Here is a 17,982-nt window from a genome sequence, read left to right on the forward strand (position 1 = left end):
CCCCCCCCCCCCCCCCCCCCCCCCCCCCCCCCCCCCCCCCCCCCCCCCCCCCCCCCCCCCCCCCCCCCCCCCCCCCCCCCCCCCCCCCCGCGGCAGGTAGCGGTCCATCAGCGGCGCCCACAGGAACTTCCACGTATACGGGAACTGGATCAGCGCGAACAGGCCGATTTCCTTCAGGTTCACGCCCTCGGAGCGCAGCCATGCCTGCACGAGGTAGACGAGCGTGAACAGGGGCAGGCCCGACGTGAAGCCCAGGAACACGCAGATCAGCATGTGCGTGTTCAGATAGGCTCGCCAGCCGGGGTGATCCTCGTGAGCGGTGAGTGCGGGCGCCTCGTGTGGCGTTTTCGACATGGACTGGAACTGGGTAGCGTTGACTGATTGCGGCGGCAGCGCGCGGCGGGGGAGCGGCGCGGGCCGGGCCCGGCGTCCGTCAACGGCCCCCCGGCTCAGCTGCGCTTGACGCGGTAGACAGCAAGACTACCACGCCAGTTCGCTCCCCATCGAATCGGCTGGCCTTCGTGCAGCACGACGCGATCGAGGATCGTGACGCCGACTTCGGGCGCGAGCGCCTCGAAATCCTTGATCGTCAGCACCCGCACGTTCGGCGTGTTGTGCCACTGGTACGGCAGCGATTTCGACACGGGCATCCGGCCGTGCAGCACCGACAGCCGGTGCGGCCAGTAGCCGAAGTTCGGGAACGACACGATGCACTCGCGGCCGACGCGCGCCGTCTCGCGCAGGATCGCGGCCGTCTGGTGGATCGTCTGCAGCGTTTGCGACAGGATCGCGATGTCGAAGCTGTGGTCCTCGAACAGGCGCAGGCCGTCCTCAAGGTTCTGCTGGATCACGTTGATGCCGTTCTTCGCGCTTGCGAGCACGCCCGCGTCGTTCAGTTCGATCCCGTAGCCGGTGACGTCCAGTTCCTCCATCAGCAGCGCGAGCAGCGAGCCGTCGCCGCAGCCGAGGTCGAGCACGGTCGAGCGCGGCTCGACCCAGCGTGCGATCGTGCGGAAGTCCGCGCGCGCGGACAGGGAATTCAGCGCTTGCTGGTTCATGCTCCCACCTCGTTGGCGATTCGTTCGTAATACGCGCGGATCAGGTTGTGATAGCGCGCGTCGTCGAGCAGGAACGCGTCGTGGCCGTGCGGCGCGTCGATCTCCGCGTAGCTGACCGTGCGCTTGTTGTCGAGCAGCGCCTTCACGATTTCGCGCGAACGCGCGGGCGCGAAACGCCAGTCGGTCGAGAAGCTCGCGATCAGGTATTTCGCCTGCGTTTGCGCAAGCGCGGCGGTCAGGTTGCCGTCGAACGCCTTCGCCGGATCGAAGTAGTCGAGCGCACGCGTGATCAGCAGGTAGGTGTTCGCGTCGAAGTAGTCGGCGAACTTGTCGCCCTGGTAGCGCAGGTACGACTCGACCTCGAACTCGACGTCGAAGCTGAAGTTGTACGCGTCGAGCGCGCCGTCGGCGCGGCGCAGCGCGCGGCCGAATTTCTCGGCCATGTCGTCGTCCGAAAGATACGTGATGTGGCCGATCATCCGCGCGACGCGCAGGCCGCGCTTCGGCTTCACGCCGTGCGCGTAGTAGTCGCCGCCGTGGAAGTCGGGATCGGACAGGATCGCCGAGCGCGCGACCTCGTTGAACGCGATGTTCTGCGCGGACAGCTTCGGCGTCGACGCGATGTCGATGCAGTGCGCGACGCGCTCCGGATACATCAGGCTCCATGCGAGTGCCTGCATCCCGCCGAGGCTGCCGCCCATCACGGCGGCGAAGCGCTCGATGCCGAACGCATCGGCGACGCGCGCCTGCGCATGCACCCAGTCCTCGACGGTGACGACCGGAAAGCGTGCGCCGTACGGCTTGCCCGACGACGGGTCGATGCTCATCGGGCCGGTCGAGCCGAAACACGAGCCGAGGTTGTTCACGCCGATCACGAAGAAGTGGTTGGTGTCGAGGGGCTTGCCGGGGCCGACCATGTTGTCCCACCAGCCGGTGCTGCGCGGATCGTCCGCGTAGACGCCGGCGATGTGATGCGACGCGTTGAGCGCGTGGCAGACGAGCACCGCGTTCGAGCGCGCGGCGTTGAGCTCGCCGTACGTCTCGACGACGAGCTGATAGTTGCCGAGCGCGCTGCCGCTTTGCAAGCGCAGCGGTTCGGCGAAGTGCATGGTCTGTGGAGCGACGATGCCGATCGATTCCATTCGTTCCGCCTTATGACTGGGCGGCTAAATGGTGTCGGCGAGGCGCGGAGTCGGAGATGCGCGGCTGACGACCTCTTTAGCCGCATTTGTAGTGAACCGCCGGGGCAAAGACAAAATCAAGGCCCGGCCGGTTCGCGCGCCCGCAATCGAGTCAGCAAATCGGCGCGCTTCCGGCCTGCCGCCAAGGGGGCGGCAGGTCGGCAAAGTATAGCGGAAATCCGTAGGGCACGGATTTCACGACGCAGCCATCGGTTTTCAGGCGCGAATCGTCGAGTGTCGCGGTGGAGGCGCCCGGCACGAGGGGCGACACGCAGTCGCCAGTCGTGCCGGAGCCGCGAGAGGGGTTGTGCTGTCGGCAACGCTTCGCTTACTGCAAAATCAGCCGCAAATGCGCGTCAGCCTGCTCGCCGGGCGATTTCTGGAACCCGCCTTTCGCGAAGCGGTGCCACCTGCCGATCACGTAGCTGACGAGCAGGCTCGCCCGTGCAGCCGGATCGTAATCGGCCGGCAGCGCGAACGGCGCCGCGCCGTCCGGCGGCGCATTTGCTTCCGTGCGCGCAACCCGCAGGCATTGCTTGACGGTCGCTTCGATGCGGTCGAGCAACTGGTTCACGCGCTCGGTGAGCCGCTCGTCCTCGCCGACCAGCGCCTCGCCCGTCAGCACGCGCGTCATCCCCGGGTTCTTCGCGGCGAAATTGAGCATCGTCAGCGCGATCGTGCGCGCCTGCAGCACGCCGTTCGGCTCCTTCGCGACGATCTGGTTGACGAGGCCGAACAGCGACTGCTCGATGAACTCGATCAGCCCTTCGTACATCTTCGCCTTGCTCGGGAAGTGGCGGTACAGCGCGGCTTCCGACACGTCGAGCCGGGCCGCGAGCGCGGCCGTCGTGATCTTCTCGCGCTTCGGTGCCTCGAGCATCGTCGCGAGCGTCTGCAGGATCATCACGCGGCGCTCGCCCGGCTTCGGGCGCGGGCGGGAGGGTGTGGCCTGGCCTTCCGTTACGGCTTGGTCCTGCGGGTAAGTCGGCTGCATTTCTGTCGCCCCGATCGTGTGCCCAGTCGCAGCGATTTTAACGAACGAATCCGCTGGTCGACGTAATGCGGGCGGCCGGTGTCCGGCAAATGGCCGGGCAGGTGGCCGGTGATCCATACCGTGCCGATGCCGAGACGCTTGTAGCGCTTCAGGTGGTCGCGCGTATCCTCGACGAGGATCGCGTCGGTCATCCGCGCATGTACGGCGCGCAGCGTCCGGCGCAGCATCGTGTGGTCGGGCTTCGCGCGCCACGAGCGGCGGTCGCGCATGTGCTCGATCGCGATCACGCGCTCGAACAGCCGTTCGATGCGCAGTTCGCGCAGCACCGCGCGCGCGTAGTTCTCCGGCGCGTTGGTCAGCACGAGCTTGCGGCCCGGCAGCGCGGCGATGATGTGTGCGAGGCCGCGCTCGGCGCGCACCATCGCGGGGAGATCGGAAAACGTGTGAACCGCGCGCAGGAAGTCGTGCGGATCGATCGGGTGATGGCGCGTGAGGCCGAGGAGCGCGGCGCCGTAGCGCTGCGTATAGCCGGTGCGCAAGCGGTCGGCTTCGGCGCGCTCGACCTTGAGCGCATCGATGATGTATTGCGTCATCGCACGGTTGATCTCGGGAAAGATCGCGTGCGATGCGTGGTGCAGCGTGTTGTCGAGATCGAACAGCCAGACGGGCGCACCGGCGCGCGGCCGGCTGCGCGAGATGCGCCGGCGCCGCAGCGGGGCCGGCAGGTCGGGGCTGGCGGTCTTGCGGCGCGTGCTCAATGCGAGCGGATCATCGTGCCGAACGGCTGCTCGGTCAGGATTTCCAGCAGCACCGAGTGCTCGATCCGGCCGTCGACGATGTGCACCGACTTCACGCCGCTCTTCGCCGCATCGAGCGCCGACGAGATCTTCGGCAGCATGCCGCCGGAGATCGTGCCGTCCTCGAACAGCGCGTCGATCTCGCGCGCGGACAAATCGGTCAGCAGGTTGCCGTCCTTGTCCATCACGCCCGGGATGTTGGTCATCATCAGCAGCTTCTCGGCGTTCAGCACCGTGGCGAGCTTGCCCGCGACGAGGTCTGCGTTGATGTTGTACGACAGGCCGTCTTCGCCGAAGCCGATCGGCGAGATCACCGGGATGAACGCGTCGTCCTGCAGCGCCTTCACGACTGCCGGGTTGATCGCCTCGACTTCGCCGACCTGGCCGATGTCGATGTACTGGCCCGGGTTGTCGCGGTCCGGCATCAGCAGCTTGCGTGCGTGGATCAGGCCGCCGTCCTTGCCCGTCAGGCCCACCGCGTGGCCGCCGAAATGGTTGATCAGCGTCACGATGTCCTGCTGCACTTCGCCGCCCAGCACCCATTCGACGACTTCCATCGTCTCTTCGTCGGTGACGCGCATGCCCTGGATGAAGGTGCCGGCCTTGCCGATCTTTTTCAGCGCCTGATCGATCTGCGGACCGCCGCCGTGGACGATCACCGGATTGATGCCGACCAGTTTCAGCAGGATCACGTCGCGCGCGAAGCCTTGCTTGAGCCGCTCTTCCGTCATCGCATTGCCGCCGTATTTGATGACCACGGTCTTGCCGTGGTAGCGGCGGATGTACGGCAGCGCCTCGGCGAGGATTTCTGCTTTCAGCGTGGGGGCGATCTGCGAGAGGTCGATGGGCTCGGACATGGCGGCGGCTCAGGCTGGGAACGGTTGAAACACGGCGAATTGTACAGGAGTGGCGCAGCGCAGCATCGTGTTTTTGGGTGGGCCGGAGCGCTGGCGGCGCGGCTCGGACACCGCACGCGGCGGCCCGCCGGCTATGGCGTTGCGCGATGCGGGCGACGGTGCGCGGACGGCGGCGGCGGGCAGGTTCGCGTGCGCTCGCGACGAACCTCGGCCGGGCGGCCGGCGCGCAAAATCCGTGCGCCGCGCTATGCTTGTCGCGTGGGGCGACTTCACGCCCGTTTCCGCGATTGCGCCATGACCGATTCCGCCGCCGACGCCCGTTCCGCCCCGCGCCGCGCGCGCTGCCCGCACTGCGGGCGCGGCTTCGATTGCGGCGCGCACACGCAGCCGTTCGACTGCTGGTGCGCGTCGATGCCGGCGCTGCCCGGCGGCACGCAGCCCGCGGCCGGCATGCGCTGCCGGTGCCCCGAGTGCCTGGCCGACGAGATCGCGCGGCGCATGGCCGGCGCGGCCGGCTGACGGCGCCGGCCGGGCACGCGGTGCGCTCCGTGCCCCCGCTTCGATCCGGCCCCGCTGGAGGCGCCGCCCGCTAAACGGGTAAACTGCCCGGATGCAACGAATCACCACCACCGGGCGCGTCAACCTCAGTCACCTGTTCTGGCTCCGCAATCTCGCGATCGTCGGCCAGCTCGTGACGATCGGCGTCGTGCAGACCTATTTCGGCGTGCATCTGCCGCTACCGGCGATGCTGATGGTCATCGCGCTCGAAATCGTTTTCAACGCGCTGACCTGGGTGCGCGTGCTGCGCGCGCGGCCGGAAACCAATTTCGAGCTGCTCGGCCAGCTGTGGGTCGACCTCGGCGCGCTGTCCGCGCTGCTGTTCCTGTCGGGCGGCACGACCAACCCGTTCGTGTCGCTGTACCTGCCGTCGCTCGCGATCGCGGCGGCCGTGCTGCCGTGGCACCTGATGATCTGGCTCGCGGCGTTCGCGGTCGCGTGCTATGCGGCGCTCGGCTTCGATTCGGTGCCGCTCAACATGGACAATCCCGCGAACCTGTTCGACTACTACCGCACCGGGATGTGGGCGAACTTCATGGTCAGCGTCGGGCTGATCGCGTGGTTCGTCGCGCGCATGTCGAATGCGCTGCGCCAGCGCGATGCGGCGCTCGGCGAAGCGCAGCAGCACCTGCTGCGCGACGAGCGTGCGGTCGCACTCGGCGTGCAGGCCGCCACCGTCGCGCACGAGATGGGCACGCCGCTGTCGACGATCGCGATGCTCGCCGAGGAATTGCGCGACGCGGCGCGCGCCGATCCGGGGCTGGCCCGCTACGAGGCCGACCTGAAGGTGCTCGAGGAACAGATGACGCTCTGCACGTCGGCGCTCGCGCGCCTGCGCAGCCGCGCGAGCGCGCCCGCGAGCCGCCAGCCGGTGGACGACTGGCTCGACACGTTCGTCGAACACTGGCGCCTGCGGCATCCGCACGTGCAGTTCGAGCTGCTCGGCGCGCGTCCGGCGGGCGTCGCGCTCGACGACACGGTCGCGGCCGGCCAGATCCTGACGATCCTGCTCGACAACGCCGCGCGCGCGAGCCCGCAGCGCGTGACGCTGGCCGCGAAGGTCGCGCACGACCGCGCGGCCGACGAGATCGAATTCGAGGTATGCGACGACGGGCCCGGCATTCCGGCCGCGCTGCGCGAATCGCTCGGCGCGATGCCGGTCGACAGCACGCAGGGCGGGCATGGGGTCGGCCTGTATCTCGCGTTCAGTGCGGCCGTGCGGCTCGGCGGCGCGATCGAATTGTCCGATGTCACGCCGCGCGCGGCGGGCGGCAACGGGCGGGCCGGCGGTGCGGCGAACGGCCAGGCTGCGGCTGCATCGGGCCAACGCGCGGGCGAACGCATGGCCGAACGAACGGCCGGCACGCCGGACAGCCGCGCGGCCGGCGCAACCGCCGGGCGCGGTACGCGGGCCGTGCTGCGCCTGCCGGTCGTGCGCGTCGCGGCGCCGGCCGCCTCAACCAACACGTAGACGGAGAAACCACATGAGCGAGAACAATTTCCTGGTGATCGACGACAACGAGGTGTTCGCGGGCACGCTCGCGCGCGGCCTCGAGCGCCGCGGTTACGCGGTTCAGCAGGCGCACGACAAGGAGACGGCGCTCAGGCTCGGCGCGGGCGGCAAGTTCCAGTTCATCACCGTCGACCTGCATCTCGGCGAGGATTCGGGCCTGAGCCTGATCGCGCCGCTGTGCGATCTGCAGCCCGATGCGCGGATTCTGGTGCTGACCGGCTACGCGAGCATCGCGACCGCCGTGCAGGCCGTGAAGGAAGGCGCCGACAACTATCTCGCGAAGCCCGCGAACGTCGAGTCGATCCTGGCCGCGTTGCAGACCAACGCGACCGAAGTGCAGGCCGACGAGGCGCTCGAGAATCCGGTCGTGCTGTCGGTCGACCGGCTCGAATGGGAGCACATCCAGCGCGTGCTCGCGGAGAACAACAACAACATCTCGGCGACCGCGCGCGCGTTGAACATGCACCGCCGCACGCTGCAGCGCAAGCTCGCGAAGAAGCCGGTGCGGCAGTAAGCGGCGTGACGCGCGCCGCAGTCGTCGCGGCGGGTGTCGATGCCGTACGACGGGCGGCGCGGGTTGCGATGGGCGATCGCGCATGCGGGCAGGCCGTGCCGGGCTGTCCGCCGGACGCGCCAACGAAAACGGGCGGCCCGCCGGGCCGCCCGTTTCGCATTCGCCGCCGCGCGCGTTACAGCACGTAGCGCGACAGATCCTCGTCCTGCGCCACTTCGCCGAGCGCGCGGTCGACATACGTCGCGTCGATCGTCACGCGCTCGCCGGCGTGATTGCCGGCCGAGAACGACACTTCCTCGAGCAGTTTCTCGATCACCGTGTACAGCCGGCGCGCGCCGATGTTCTCGGTCTTCTCGTTGACCGAATACGCGATCTCCGCGAGGCGGCGGATGCCGTCCCGGGCAAATTCGAGCTGCACGTCTTCGGTCGCGAGCAGCGCCTGGTACTGCTTGACGAGGCTCGCGTCGGTTGCATCGAGGATCGCCTCGAAGTCCTCCACCGACAGCGATTCGAGCTCGACGCGGATCGGGAAGCGGCCCTGCAGTTCCGGAATCAGGTCGCTCGGCTTCGCGAGGTGGAACGCGCCGCTCGCGATGAACAGGATGTGATCGGTCTTCACCATCCCGTACTTCGTGTTGATCGTCGTGCCTTCGACGAGCGGCAGCAGGTCGCGCTGCACGCCCTGGCGCGACACTTCGCCGCCGCTGCCTTCATTGTTGCGCGACGTGATCTTGTCGATCTCGTCGAGGAACACGATGCCGTTCTGCTCGACGTTCTGCACGGCCTTCGTCTTCACTTCCTCGTCGTTGAGCATCTTCGCCGCTTCCTCGTCGGTCAGCAGCTTCAGCGCTTCCTTGATCTTCACCTTGCGGCGCTGTTTCTTGCCGCTGCCGAGGTTCGAGAACATCGAGCGGATCTGCTCGGTCATCTCTTCCATCCCGGGCGGCGCCATGATGTCCATGCCGACCGACGGCTGCTCGAGGTCGAGCTCGACTTCCTTGTCGTCGAGCTGGCCTTCGCGCAGGCGCTTGCGGAACGTCTGGCGCGTCGTGTTGTTGTCGTCGTTCGCGTGCTCGGCATTGCCGCCGAAGCCCACCGCGCGCGGTTGCGGCAGCAGGATGTCGAGGATGCGGTCTTCCGCCTGGTCGGTCGCCTTGCTGCGCACCTTGCGCATCTCGGATTCGCGCGTCTGCTTGACCGAGATCTCGATCAGGTCGCGCACGATGCTGTCGACGTCGCGGCCGACGTAGCCGACTTCGGTGAACTTGGTCGCTTCGATCTTGATGAACGGCGCATCGGCGAGCTTCGCGAGGCGGCGCGCGATTTCGGTCTTGCCGACGCCCGTCGGCCCGATCATCAGGATGTTCTTCGGCGTGATTTCCGTGCGCAGCGGATCGGCGACCTGCTGGCGGCGCCAGCGGTTGCGCAGCGCGACCGCGACGGCCTTCTTCGCCTTGTTCTGGCCGATGATGTGCTTGTCGAGTTCCGAGACGATCTCGGCAGGGGTCATGGTGCTCATGGGGCGGTCCTTACTCGATCGTTTCGATGATGCGGTTGTGGTTCGTGTAGATGCACATGTCGCCGGCGATCGCGAGCGACTTCTCGACGATCTCGCGCGGCGACAGCTCGGTGTTCTCGGCGAGCGCGCGGGCCGCGGCCTGCGCGTACGCGCCGCCCGAGCCGATCGCGCAGATGCCGCCTTCGGGGTCGAGCACGTCGCCGTTGCCGGTGATCACGAGCGTGGTGGTCGCATCGGCCGTGATCAGCATCGCCTCGAGGCGGCGCAGCATCCGGTCGGTGCGCCAGTCCTTCGCGAGCTCGACGGCCGCACGGGTCAGGTTGCCCTGGTGCTTCTCGAGCTTCGCCTCGAAGCGGTCGAGCAGCGAGAACGCATCGGCGGTGCCGCCCGCGAATCCGACCAGAACCTGGTTGTTGTAGATCCGCCGCACTTTCCGCGCGCCACCCTTCATGACGATGTTGCCGAGGGTTACCTGGCCGTCGCCGCCAAGCGCGACCTTGTCGCCGCGCCGGACCGAAACGATGGTCGTGCCGTGAAATTGCTCCATCTGCGTTCCTTGAGAAAAACGGGGAAGAGTCGGGCGGCGCGAGGCGCCGCCGCGTGAATCGCGCAGTGCGCCGGGGAGCGGCCCGGCACGCGTCCGTTTCATTTTAGGGCGGGCGCGGCGATATCAAGAGGCGGGAGGCAAATCGGCCGGTGGGGAAACCGGTGCAGGAAAAACAAAAAGCGCGCGGCAGGCCGCGCGCTTTCGGGAAGCAGCGTGTCGGAGCGGAACGCCGCTCGATCAGTCGCCGAACAGCTTCTGGCGCAACTCGCGGCGCTCCTGCGCCTCGAGCGACAGCGTGGCCGTCGGACGCGCGAGCAGGCGCGGAATGCCGATCGGCTCGCCGGTTTCCTCGCACCAGCCGTAATCGCCGGAATCGATGCGGGCGAGCGACTGCTGAACCTTCTTGAGGAGCTTGCGTTCGCGATCGCGCGTGCGCAACTCGAGCGCGTGCTCTTCCTCGATCGTCGCGCGATCGGCGGGATCGGGGACGATCACCGTCTCGCGCAGGTTCTCGGTCGTCTGGCCTGCATTCTTGAGGATGTCCGCCTGCAACTGTTCGAGCCGATTTTTGAAGAAGGCGAGCTGATCCTCATTCATGTAATCCTTGTCGCTCATCTTCAGGATTTCGGCTTCGGTCAAGAGTTTCTTCGTCATCTGCTTGCTTCTTCAATGTGCGGCAAATCAACAGATATTGCCTGCACTTTGGGATTACCCGCAACCGCGTTTGCATTCATTTGCGATTTGCCGCCGCGGGGCCGAAAGCCTCTGGAAAAACCGGTTCTCAAATACCAGGATAGGCCTGGCGCGGATTTGCGCGCGCGGCGAACCGGTGTGCTGCGCGGCAGATCGCATCGGCCGCGGCCGGGTGGCGGATTGGCGATCCGGCGCGGTTGCGATGCCCGGAAAACTGGTTCAGCAAGAACCGGGCCTGTTTGTTGCCGTACTCCAGCGGGCACGTATTGTAACTGAATCGCAAGCGGGCGCCGTATCGGGTCGATCCCCGTCGGCTGCGCCAATATCTAGAAAATATAACGCGCAAATCGCGAAAAAGCGATGACGGCGAAACCCTGCCCGCACGCCGCCGCCGGGGCCGCCGCGAAAGCGGCGGCGCGGGCGGGGCGCAAAGGGGCAAAAAGGGCCGCAAACGCGGCGCCCGCGCGCGTCAGGCGAGGCAGGCGTCGAGGCCGTCGGTGATCAGGTCCTGCGGCAGGTCGACGCCGATGAAGACCATCTTGTTGGTCTTCTTTTCGGCCGGCAGCCACTTGGCGGCGAGGTCGCTGCCCATCATCTGGTGCACGCCCTGGAACACGACCTTGCGGTCGACGCCCTTCATGAACAGCACGCCCTTGTAGCGCAGCATCCGCTCGCCGTAGATCTGCAGGATGCCGCCGAGGAAGTCTTCCAGCTTGTTCGGGTCGAACGGGCGGTCGTTGCGGTACACGAACGACTTGATCTTGTCGTCGTGGTGCGCGTGGTGGTGATGGTGGTGGCCGTGGTCGTGATCGTGCGCGCATTGACCGTGATCGTGGTCGCAATCGGCGTGATCGTGGTCATGGTCGTGATCGTGGTGGTGGTGCGCGTGATCGTCCTCGGCGAGGAAGTCGGGGTCGATCTCGAGCTTCGCGTTCAGGTTGAAGCCGCGCAGGTCGAAGATTTCCTTGATGTCGGCTTCGCCGAAATTCACGACCTTGATCGCGGCCCTCGGGTTCATGTGCATCAGGCGGTGCTTGAGATCGGCGACGGTCTGGTCGTCGACGAGGTCCGACTTCGTGATGAACAGGCGGTCGGCGAAACCGACCTGGCGCTGCACGACTTCGTGTTCGTCGAGCTGTGCGTCCGCGTGCTTCGCGTCGACGAGCGTGATGACCGCGTCGAGCAGGAAGTCGTCGGCGATTTCGCTGTCGATGAAGAAGGTTTGCGCGACGGGGCCCGGGTTCGCGAGGCCGGTCGTCTCGATCACGATGCGGTCGAAGTCGAGCTTGCCTTCGCGCTTCTTCGCGGCCAGATCGCCGAGCGCGCGTGCGAGGTCGCCGCGGATCGTGCAGCAGATGCAGCCGTTGCTCATCTGGATGATCTGCTCGTTCGAATCCTGCACGAGGATTTCGTTGTCGATGTTCTCTTCGCCGAACTCGTTCTCGATCACGGCGATCTTCATGCCGTGCTGTTCGTTCAGGATGCGCTTGAGCAGCGTCGTCTTGCCGCTGCCGAGAAAGCCGGTGAGGATGGTGACGGGAGTGGCCATGTCGGTCGCCTGTGGTTCGTGAATCGGGGTCAAAACCAGGATGTGCGTCGCGCCCTCGCGCTGCGAGCCGGGGCGCACAACCATCCATTGAAACATACCTGTCAAGCCCCCGCCCGTCGTCCGGACGACAGGCGAAAGCGCTGGCCCGCCAGGCGGGGCCGGCGGACCAGGGTGTCCGCCAAGATCGGGGCGATCAGACGATTTGCAACAGCAGGCCCTTCAGATATTCGCCTTCCGGGAACGCGGCGAGCAGCGGGTGATCGACGCCCGCGCCGAGCCGCTTCAGGATGCGTGCGTCGACCTTCGCGTCGGCTGCCGCGCCCGCGACGATCTTCTGGAACAGGTCCATGTCGATCGCGCCCGAGCACGAGTACGTGAACAGCAGGCCGCCCGGGCGCAGCAGCTTGAAGCCGCTCAGGTTGATGTCCTTGTACGCGCGCGCCGCGCGATCGACGCTGTCGCGGGTCGGCGCGAACTTCGGCGGATCGAGCACGATCAGGTCGAAACGCTCGCCTTCGTCGACGAGGCGGCGCAGCGTCTTGAATGCGTCGGCGTCGAGCCAGGTCGCGCGTTCGGCATCGAAGCCGTTTGCGACGACGTTCTGCTGCGCGAGCGCGAGCGCATCGCCCGACGAGTCGATCGACACGACGCGTTTTGCGCCGCCCTTCAGCGCCGCGAGCGAGAAGCCGCCCGTGTAGCAGAAGCAGTTCAGCACGTCGCGGTCGGCCGCGTACTGCGCGACGAGCGCGCGGTTGTCGCGCTGGTCGACGTAGAAGCCCGTCTTGTGGCCGTTCGGCACGTCGACGTGATAGCGCACGCCGTTTTCGTTCGCGATCAGCGTCGCGGGCGGCGCATCGCCGGCCAGCACGCCGGTCGTCTGTTCGAGCCCTTCCTTGTCGCGGATCGACACGTCCGAGCGCTCGTACACGTTCGGGCAGCCCGTCGCGCCGGTGAGCGCCGCGACGATCGCGTCCTTCCACGCTTCGACGCCCGCGGCCATGAACTGGCAGACGAGCTGGCCGCGCGGCGCCGCGCCGGCTTCCGCGGTGTCCGCCACGTAGTAGTCGACGATCAGCCCCGGCAGCCCGTCGGCCTCGCCGAACACGAGCCGCACCGCGCCCGTGCCGGACACCATCGTCGTGCGGTGCGCGACCGCGCGCTGCACGCGGCGCTTGAAGAACGCGTGGTCGATCGGCTCGTTCTCGTCGAAGCTCCACACGCGCACGCGGATCTGCGACTGCGGGCTGTACGCGCCGCGCGCGAGGAAGCGGCCGTCGTGCGTGCGCACGATCACGGTGGCGCCGGGCGCGGGCTTGCCGTCGACGCGGTCGATCGCATTGGCGTAGATCCAGGGATGGCGGCGCAGCAGCGATTTTTCCTTGGACGGCTTGAGTGTGACGGTTTGCATGATGGGATCGAAATGGGCCGCGCCCGAAGCCGACCGTTGCCGGTCGCCGCGCGCGGCGGGTAACACGGGACGCGCGTCAGTCGCGCTTCTTCGCGCGCGGATGCGCGCTGTCGTAAATCTTCGCGAGATGCTGGAAGTCGAGCGACGTATAGACCTGCGTCGCGGCGACGCTCGCGTGGCCGAGCAGTTCCTGCACCGCGCGCAGGTCGCCGCTCGACTGCAGCACGTGCGTCGCGAACGAGTGGCGCAGCACGTGCGGATGGACGTTGGCGGGAATGCCGGCGGCGAGCGCCGCGCGCTTCACGCGCTCGCGCACGACGCCGGGCGACATCCGGTTGCCGCGCACGGACACGAACAGCGGATGCGGGTCGTGCTTCACGAATTCGCCGCGCACCGCGAGCCATGCATTCAGCGCATCGATCGCCTTGCGGCCGACCGGCACCTTGCGCTCCTTGTTGCCCTTGCCGCGCACGGTGACTTCGGCTTCGGCGAGATCGAGCCAGCCGGCCGAGCGGTAGCCGTCGGCCTGCGTGTACATGACGTCGAGCCCGATCAGCTCGGCCAGGCGCAGCCCGGACGAATAGAACAGCTCGAGGATCGCGTGATCGCGGATGCTCTCGGTCGTGCCGGCGAGCGGTGCGTCCATCAGCGCCGACGCGTCGTCGACCGACAGCGCCTTCGGCAGCGTTTTCGGCCGCTTCGGCGCGCGCACCGCGGCAACCGGGTTCGCGGGCATCTCGATGCGCTGCGCGAGCCAGCGGTAGAACGCGCGCCATGCCGAAAGGCGGTGCGAGATCGAGCGCGCGGACAGCCCGCCCGCATGCGCGCGCGCGACCGCGCCGCGCATGTCGACGGCCGTCAGCGTGTCGAGCGGCCGGCCGGCCGCGAGCTTCTTCAGTTCGTCGAGTTCGTGCGTGTACGCGCGCAGCGTATGTTCCGACAGCTGCCTGACGTGCTTCAGGTTCGACAGGTAGGCGGCGACCGGATCGTCTGTCATCGCGTGCGCGGTCAGTGCGGCAGCAGGCGCGTGAGCGCCGCGCTCGCGAGCGTCGCGATCTGCGCGAGGAAGTCGGTGGCCATCCCGTCGTGGAAGCGGCGCGGATCGGGCGAACCGAGCACCAGCAGGCCGAACGCGGGCGCGTCGGCGCCGGCGAGCGGCGCGCGCAGTGCGAGCAGTGCGACCGATGCGGCCGAGCCGTCGCCGGCCGGCGCGGCTTCAGCGCCTTCCGCCGCATTCGCGGCCGAGGCGGCTACCGCGGGCGCGAGCCACTGCGCGGCCTCGAAGCCCGTGTTTGCGCCGCAGTACGGCGTCGACAGGCCGTTCGTGAACAGCCGCACTTCCTCGCCGACCTGGCGCGCGAAGTCGGCCTGCGCGTAGGTGTCGGCGACGTCCCACACGCGCAGCGCGGTTTGCGGCACGTCGAACACGTCGGCGATGCCGTCGGCGATCGTGCGCGGCAGCGCGTACGGATCGCGTTCCGCGATCACGCGTGCGGTCCAGCGGCTGAACTTCGCGGACAGGCTGTCGTTCTCGTGGCCATAGCGCACGAGTTCGGCGAGGCGGCGCTCGAGATGCTTGTTCTTGTCGCGCAGCATCTCCATCTGCCGCTCCTGCAGCGAGATCGCGGCCTTGCCGTGCGGGTTCGCGAGACGGATCGTCGCGAGCAGTTCGGCGTGCTGCGCGAAGAATTCGGGATTGGCGAGCAGGTAGTCGGCGACTTCGCGATCGTTCATGTGGCTGGAGCGTTCAATTATCAAGGACGTTGCAGGGTCAGGCGTTCAGGTCGATCTCGCCTTCGAACACGGTCGTGGCGGGCCCGGCCATCATCAGCGCGGCGGTTTCGTCGCGCGCGCCGTCCCAGCCGATGGTCAGCGTGCCGCCGTGCGTGTGCACGGTCACCGGCGAATCGAGCAGGCCGCGCCGGATGCCGGCCGCGACCGCCGCGCACGCACCCGTGCCGCACGCGAGCGTCTCGCCCGCGCCGCGCTCGTACACGCGCAGCTTCACTTCATTGCGCGACACGATCTGCATGAAGCCGGCGTTCACGCGCTGCGGGAAGCGCGCGTGGCGCTCGATCAGCGGGCCTTCTTCCAGCACGGGATACGCTTCGACATCGTCGACGACCTGCACCGCATGCGGATTGCCCATCGACACCGTCGAAATCCAGCGCGTCGCGCCGCCGACGTCGAGCGGCCACAGCGTGTCGCGGCCTTCGGTACGGCCGTCGAGGCCCGACGCATCGTACGGCACCTGTGCCGGCGCGAACACGGGCGCACCCATGTCGACGACGACTTCGCCGTTGTCCTGCAGCGTCAGCGTGATCAAGCCCTTCATGACCTGCACGCGCACGCTGCGCTGGTCGGTCAGGCCGCGGTCGCTGACGAATTTCACGAAGCAGCGCGCGCCGTTGCCGCAGTGTTCGACTTCGCCGCCGTCGCAGTTGAAGATCCGGTACTTGAAATCCGCGCCTTCGACGGTCGGTTTTTCGACGAGCAGCAACTGATCGGCGCCGATGCCGAAGTGCCGGTTGGCGAGCGCGCGCACCTGCGCTTCGGTGAGCGGCGGCAACGCGCGCGAATAGCCGTCGAGCACGACGAAGTCGTTGCCCGCGCCGTGCATCTTGGTGAACGAGAGTTTCACTGGGTCCGGGATTCCATGGCGAACAAGGCGGCCAGCACGACGCGAACGGCCCGCGGCCATGCCGGGCGGTCTCGTTCGTCGTGCTGATCTCAGCCGTAAATGATACATGCAGCCGACAGGGGCGTCCCGCACGGGCGGGCGTTTCGCGTCGCCAGTGGAGATGGGATGGGCGGTATCTGTCGATCGGTCGACTGGTCGCGTCAGCGGCGAGGGGACAAATTGACGCAGTGTGGTGGGCGTTGTCGCAGCGCAGGCGAGGCTTGGCGATGCGTGCCCGACGCACGGTAAAAGCACGGGACGACCCGGATGAGCGTTTTCGTACGGGTCAAATTGACAAGGTTATCAAGCGATTCGTATAGTCTGGCTATACGCCTGTAGGCCATGCTGTCGACATCGCGACTTGAGTGTGGGAGGTCCATGATCAAGTCATGGCAGCACAAGGGGCTGGAAGCGTTTTTCATGAACGGGAGCAAGGCGGGCATCCTGCCGGACCATGCTCCAAGACTGCGGCGCCAGCTTGCCCGTCTCGACGTGGCGAGCCGGCCGCTCGACATGAACGTGCCGGGCTGGCGGTTCCACGGTCTTGCCGGCGGGCTGGAAGGTTACTACGCGGTGAGCGTGAGCGGTAACTGGCGCCTGACGTTCAGGTTTGAGGGCTCCGATGTCGTCCTGGTGAATTACCAGGATTACCACTGAGGTGATTTAAGCCATGACACGCATCTTCAATCCGCCCCATCCGGGCGAAGCGCTGCGCGATGACGTGCTGCCGGCGCTCGGCCTGACCGTCACCGAGGCCGCCGCGCAGCTCGGCGTGACGCGCGCGGCGCTGTCGCGGATCCTGCACGGCCATGCCGGCATCTCGCCGGAAATGGCGCTGCGTCTCGAAGCGTGGCTGGGCGAGGACAGCGGCGGCAGTGCGGATCTATGGCTCGCGCAGCAGGTTGCGTTCGATCTCTGGCAGGCGCGCGCGAAAGGCGCGCCGAAGGTGGCGAGAGCGCGAGCGCAGGCGCGCGCATGACGGCGCGCCCGCGGGTTTCGCCCGGCAGGGTCAGTACAGGCTCGGCTCGCCGGGCGGGCGCGTCTTGAAGCGCTTGTGGACCCAGTAGTACTGCTCGGGCATCAGCGGGATCTGTTCCTCGAGGAATTCGTTCATCCGCCGCGCGTCGAGATCGTCGTCGCCGGTCGGGTACCGATCCCACGGCTTGAATACCTTCAGCCGGTAGCCCTTGTAGTTCGGCAGCACCTCGCCGATGAACGGCACGAGCTGCGCTCGGCCCGTCTTCGCGAGCCGGCCGACGGCCGTCAGCGTGCAGGCCGGCACGCCGAAGAACGGAACGAACGTCGAGTTGCGCAGCCCGTAGTCCATGTCGGCGCCGAGCATCACGGGCTTGCGGTCGCGCAGCCAGCGCAGCACGACGCGCGCACTGTCCGCGCGGCCGACCATCTCGGCGTCGAAGCGCCCGCGCGCCTTCTTCGCTTCTTCCTCGAGCACCGCGTTCGAGAATGGCTGGTAAAGCGACCCGCAGCGGCGCTGCAGCGACCGGTTGAGCCAGATCGAACCGGCTTCGATGCCGACGAAGTGCAGGCCGAGGAACAGCGTCGGCGGCAGGTCGGGATCGGTGAGGTCGACCGCGCTGTCGACCTGGATCAGCTTCTCGAGCTTCTTCGCGGAGCCGAACCACTGCACGCTGCGCTCGACGTAGCTGCGGATCGCATGGCGGAAATGCAGGCCGGCCACTTCCTCGCGCCGTTCGTCGCTCCAGTCCGGGAAGCAGAGTTTCAGGTTGGTGTGTACGATGCGTTTTCGCCGGCTGGGGATCTGGTACAGCATCCAGCCGAGACCGTCGCCGAGCCGCGCGGTCAGGCCGTACGGCAACAGGGCGAGCAGCTTCAGGAAGCCGATGGCGAGATGCGTGCCGAGGCGGCCTAGCATGCGGCACCTCCGTGGGGCCGGATGGCCGGCGCGTTGCGAGCAGGGTGGTAAGACAGCGGAAGAAACAGCACGGGCGGCGCTCTGTGACAATTCAGGAAAGCCGCTATAATACGGGCTTCGCCGAGTTAACTGACAACTTGCGGGGCGAAGCCGGCTGGCGCGAAGCGCGCTGCCCGGTCCTGGTAATCCGCTAAAGCGTCGCCGCTTCAGGCCCAACGAA

19 protein-coding genes and 1 pseudogene are annotated in these 17,982 nt (G+C 67.4%); 5 read left to right on the forward strand and 15 right to left on the reverse strand.

Going from position 1 to position 17,982, the window contains the following annotated elements; translation table 11 throughout:
- The 6 genes and pseudogenes from ACPUER_RS28180 to argB all read right to left on the reverse strand — a co-directional run.
- Positions 1–354, reverse strand: a pseudogene (locus tag ACPUER_RS28180) (hypothetical protein); the annotation flags it as partial.
- Positions 355–449: 95 nt separating this feature from the next.
- Positions 450–1,058: a methionine biosynthesis protein MetW gene (gene metW, locus ACPUER_RS28185; protein ID WP_034179337.1), complete on the reverse strand. Its 609-nt coding sequence runs from the start codon at positions 1,056–1,058 to the stop codon at positions 450–452.
- Positions 1,055–2,200: a homoserine O-succinyltransferase MetX gene (metX, locus tag ACPUER_RS28190; protein ID WP_425132702.1), complete on the reverse strand. Its 1,146-nt coding sequence runs from the start codon at positions 2,198–2,200 to the stop codon at positions 1,055–1,057. The genes metW and metX overlap by 4 nt, the downstream gene beginning before the upstream one ends.
- A 367-nt stretch (positions 2,201–2,567) precedes the next feature.
- Positions 2,568–3,233 (reverse strand): nucleoid occlusion factor SlmA, encoded by a 666-nt coding sequence (slmA, locus tag ACPUER_RS28195; protein ID WP_175963301.1) that lies wholly within the window; start codon positions 3,231–3,233, stop codon positions 2,568–2,570.
- Positions 3,200–3,991 carry a pyrimidine 5'-nucleotidase gene (locus tag ACPUER_RS28200; protein WP_425132703.1) on the reverse strand — a complete coding sequence of 264 codons (792 nt, stop codon included), beginning with the start codon at positions 3,989–3,991 and terminating at the stop codon, positions 3,200–3,202. Before ACPUER_RS28200 ends, slmA begins: the two co-directional genes overlap by 34 nt.
- Positions 3,988–4,887, reverse strand: a complete 900-nt coding sequence (gene argB, locus ACPUER_RS28205) for an acetylglutamate kinase (protein ID WP_006754950.1) — start codon at positions 4,885–4,887, stop codon at positions 3,988–3,990. Before argB ends, ACPUER_RS28200 begins: the two co-directional genes overlap by 4 nt.
- 294 nt (positions 4,888–5,181) lie before the next feature.
- Between argB and ACPUER_RS28210 the strand changes: the two genes are divergently transcribed.
- From ACPUER_RS28210 to ACPUER_RS28220, 3 genes are all read left to right on the forward strand, one after another.
- Positions 5,182–5,406 (forward strand): cysteine-rich CWC family protein, encoded by a 225-nt coding sequence (locus tag ACPUER_RS28210; protein WP_175963303.1) that lies wholly within the window; start codon positions 5,182–5,184, stop codon positions 5,404–5,406.
- A 91-nt stretch (positions 5,407–5,497) separates the two neighbouring features.
- The gene (locus tag ACPUER_RS28215; RefSeq protein WP_175963304.1) at positions 5,498–6,916 is read left to right on the forward strand and encodes an ATP-binding protein; all 1,419 of its coding nucleotides are present in this window, start codon (positions 5,498–5,500) and stop codon (positions 6,914–6,916) included.
- A gap of 13 nt (positions 6,917–6,929) precedes the next feature.
- The gene (locus tag ACPUER_RS28220) at positions 6,930–7,472 is read left to right on the forward strand and encodes a response regulator transcription factor (protein WP_425132704.1); all 543 of its coding nucleotides are present in this window, start codon (positions 6,930–6,932) and stop codon (positions 7,470–7,472) included.
- A 175-nt stretch (positions 7,473–7,647) separates the two neighbouring features.
- Here the strand turns inward: ACPUER_RS28220 and hslU are convergent, their stop codons facing one another.
- The 8 genes from hslU to dapF all read right to left on the reverse strand — a co-directional run bounded on the left by hslU (position 7,648) and on the right by dapF (position 15,829).
- The gene (hslU, locus tag ACPUER_RS28225; protein ID WP_175963306.1) at positions 7,648–8,991 is read right to left on the reverse strand and encodes an ATP-dependent protease ATPase subunit HslU; all 1,344 of its coding nucleotides are present in this window, start codon (positions 8,989–8,991) and stop codon (positions 7,648–7,650) included.
- 10 nt (positions 8,992–9,001) lie between these two features.
- Positions 9,002–9,538 carry an ATP-dependent protease subunit HslV gene (gene hslV, locus ACPUER_RS28230; RefSeq protein WP_057924603.1) on the reverse strand — a complete coding sequence of 179 codons (537 nt, stop codon included), beginning with the start codon at positions 9,536–9,538 and terminating at the stop codon, positions 9,002–9,004.
- Positions 9,539–9,775: 237 nt separating this feature from the next.
- A complete protein-coding gene (dksA, locus tag ACPUER_RS28235) occupies positions 9,776–10,192 on the reverse strand; it encodes an RNA polymerase-binding protein DksA (RefSeq protein ID WP_006477498.1) in 417 nt (138 codons plus the stop codon).
- A 508-nt stretch (positions 10,193–10,700) separates the two neighbouring features.
- A complete protein-coding gene (locus tag ACPUER_RS28240) occupies positions 10,701–11,876 on the reverse strand; it encodes a CobW family GTP-binding protein (protein WP_175749039.1) in 1,176 nt (391 codons plus the stop codon).
- A gap of 97 nt (positions 11,877–11,973) precedes the next feature.
- Positions 11,974–13,188 (reverse strand): class I SAM-dependent rRNA methyltransferase, encoded by a 1,215-nt coding sequence (locus tag ACPUER_RS28245; RefSeq protein WP_174421409.1) that lies wholly within the window; start codon positions 13,186–13,188, stop codon positions 11,974–11,976.
- A gap of 76 nt (positions 13,189–13,264) precedes the next feature.
- A complete protein-coding gene (gene xerC / locus ACPUER_RS28250; protein ID WP_072437588.1) occupies positions 13,265–14,185 on the reverse strand; it encodes a tyrosine recombinase XerC in 921 nt (306 codons plus the stop codon).
- A gap of 11 nt (positions 14,186–14,196) precedes the next feature.
- Positions 14,197–14,922 (reverse strand): DUF484 family protein, encoded by a 726-nt coding sequence (locus ACPUER_RS28255; protein ID WP_310135693.1) that lies wholly within the window; start codon positions 14,920–14,922, stop codon positions 14,197–14,199.
- A gap of 37 nt (positions 14,923–14,959) precedes the next feature.
- Positions 14,960–15,829 (reverse strand): diaminopimelate epimerase, encoded by an 870-nt coding sequence (dapF, locus tag ACPUER_RS28260; RefSeq protein WP_425132705.1) that lies wholly within the window; start codon positions 15,827–15,829, stop codon positions 14,960–14,962.
- A gap of 417 nt (positions 15,830–16,246) precedes the next feature.
- On the opposite strand from dapF, the gene ACPUER_RS28265 reads away from it, so the two are divergent.
- Entirely contained in the window at positions 16,247–16,525 is a 279-nt protein-coding gene (locus tag ACPUER_RS28265; protein WP_310135687.1) for a type II toxin-antitoxin system RelE/ParE family toxin, read from the forward strand.
- Between the two features lie 13 nt (positions 16,526–16,538).
- Positions 16,539–16,847, forward strand: a complete 309-nt coding sequence (locus ACPUER_RS28270; protein WP_175963310.1) for a HigA family addiction module antitoxin — start codon at positions 16,539–16,541, stop codon at positions 16,845–16,847.
- 30 nt (positions 16,848–16,877) lie between these two features.
- On the opposite strand, the gene lpxL is transcribed toward ACPUER_RS28270, so the two are convergent.
- The gene (gene lpxL / locus ACPUER_RS28275; RefSeq protein WP_175963311.1) at positions 16,878–17,762 is read right to left on the reverse strand and encodes a lauroyl acyltransferase LpxL; all 885 of its coding nucleotides are present in this window, start codon (positions 17,760–17,762) and stop codon (positions 16,878–16,880) included.
- Between the last annotated feature and the right edge of the window lie 220 nt (positions 17,763–17,982).

It is taken from the genome of Burkholderia sp. DN3021, from assembly GCF_049805555.1.
GTDB lineage: Bacteria > Pseudomonadota > Gammaproteobacteria > Burkholderiales > Burkholderiaceae > Burkholderia > Burkholderia pyrrocinia_C.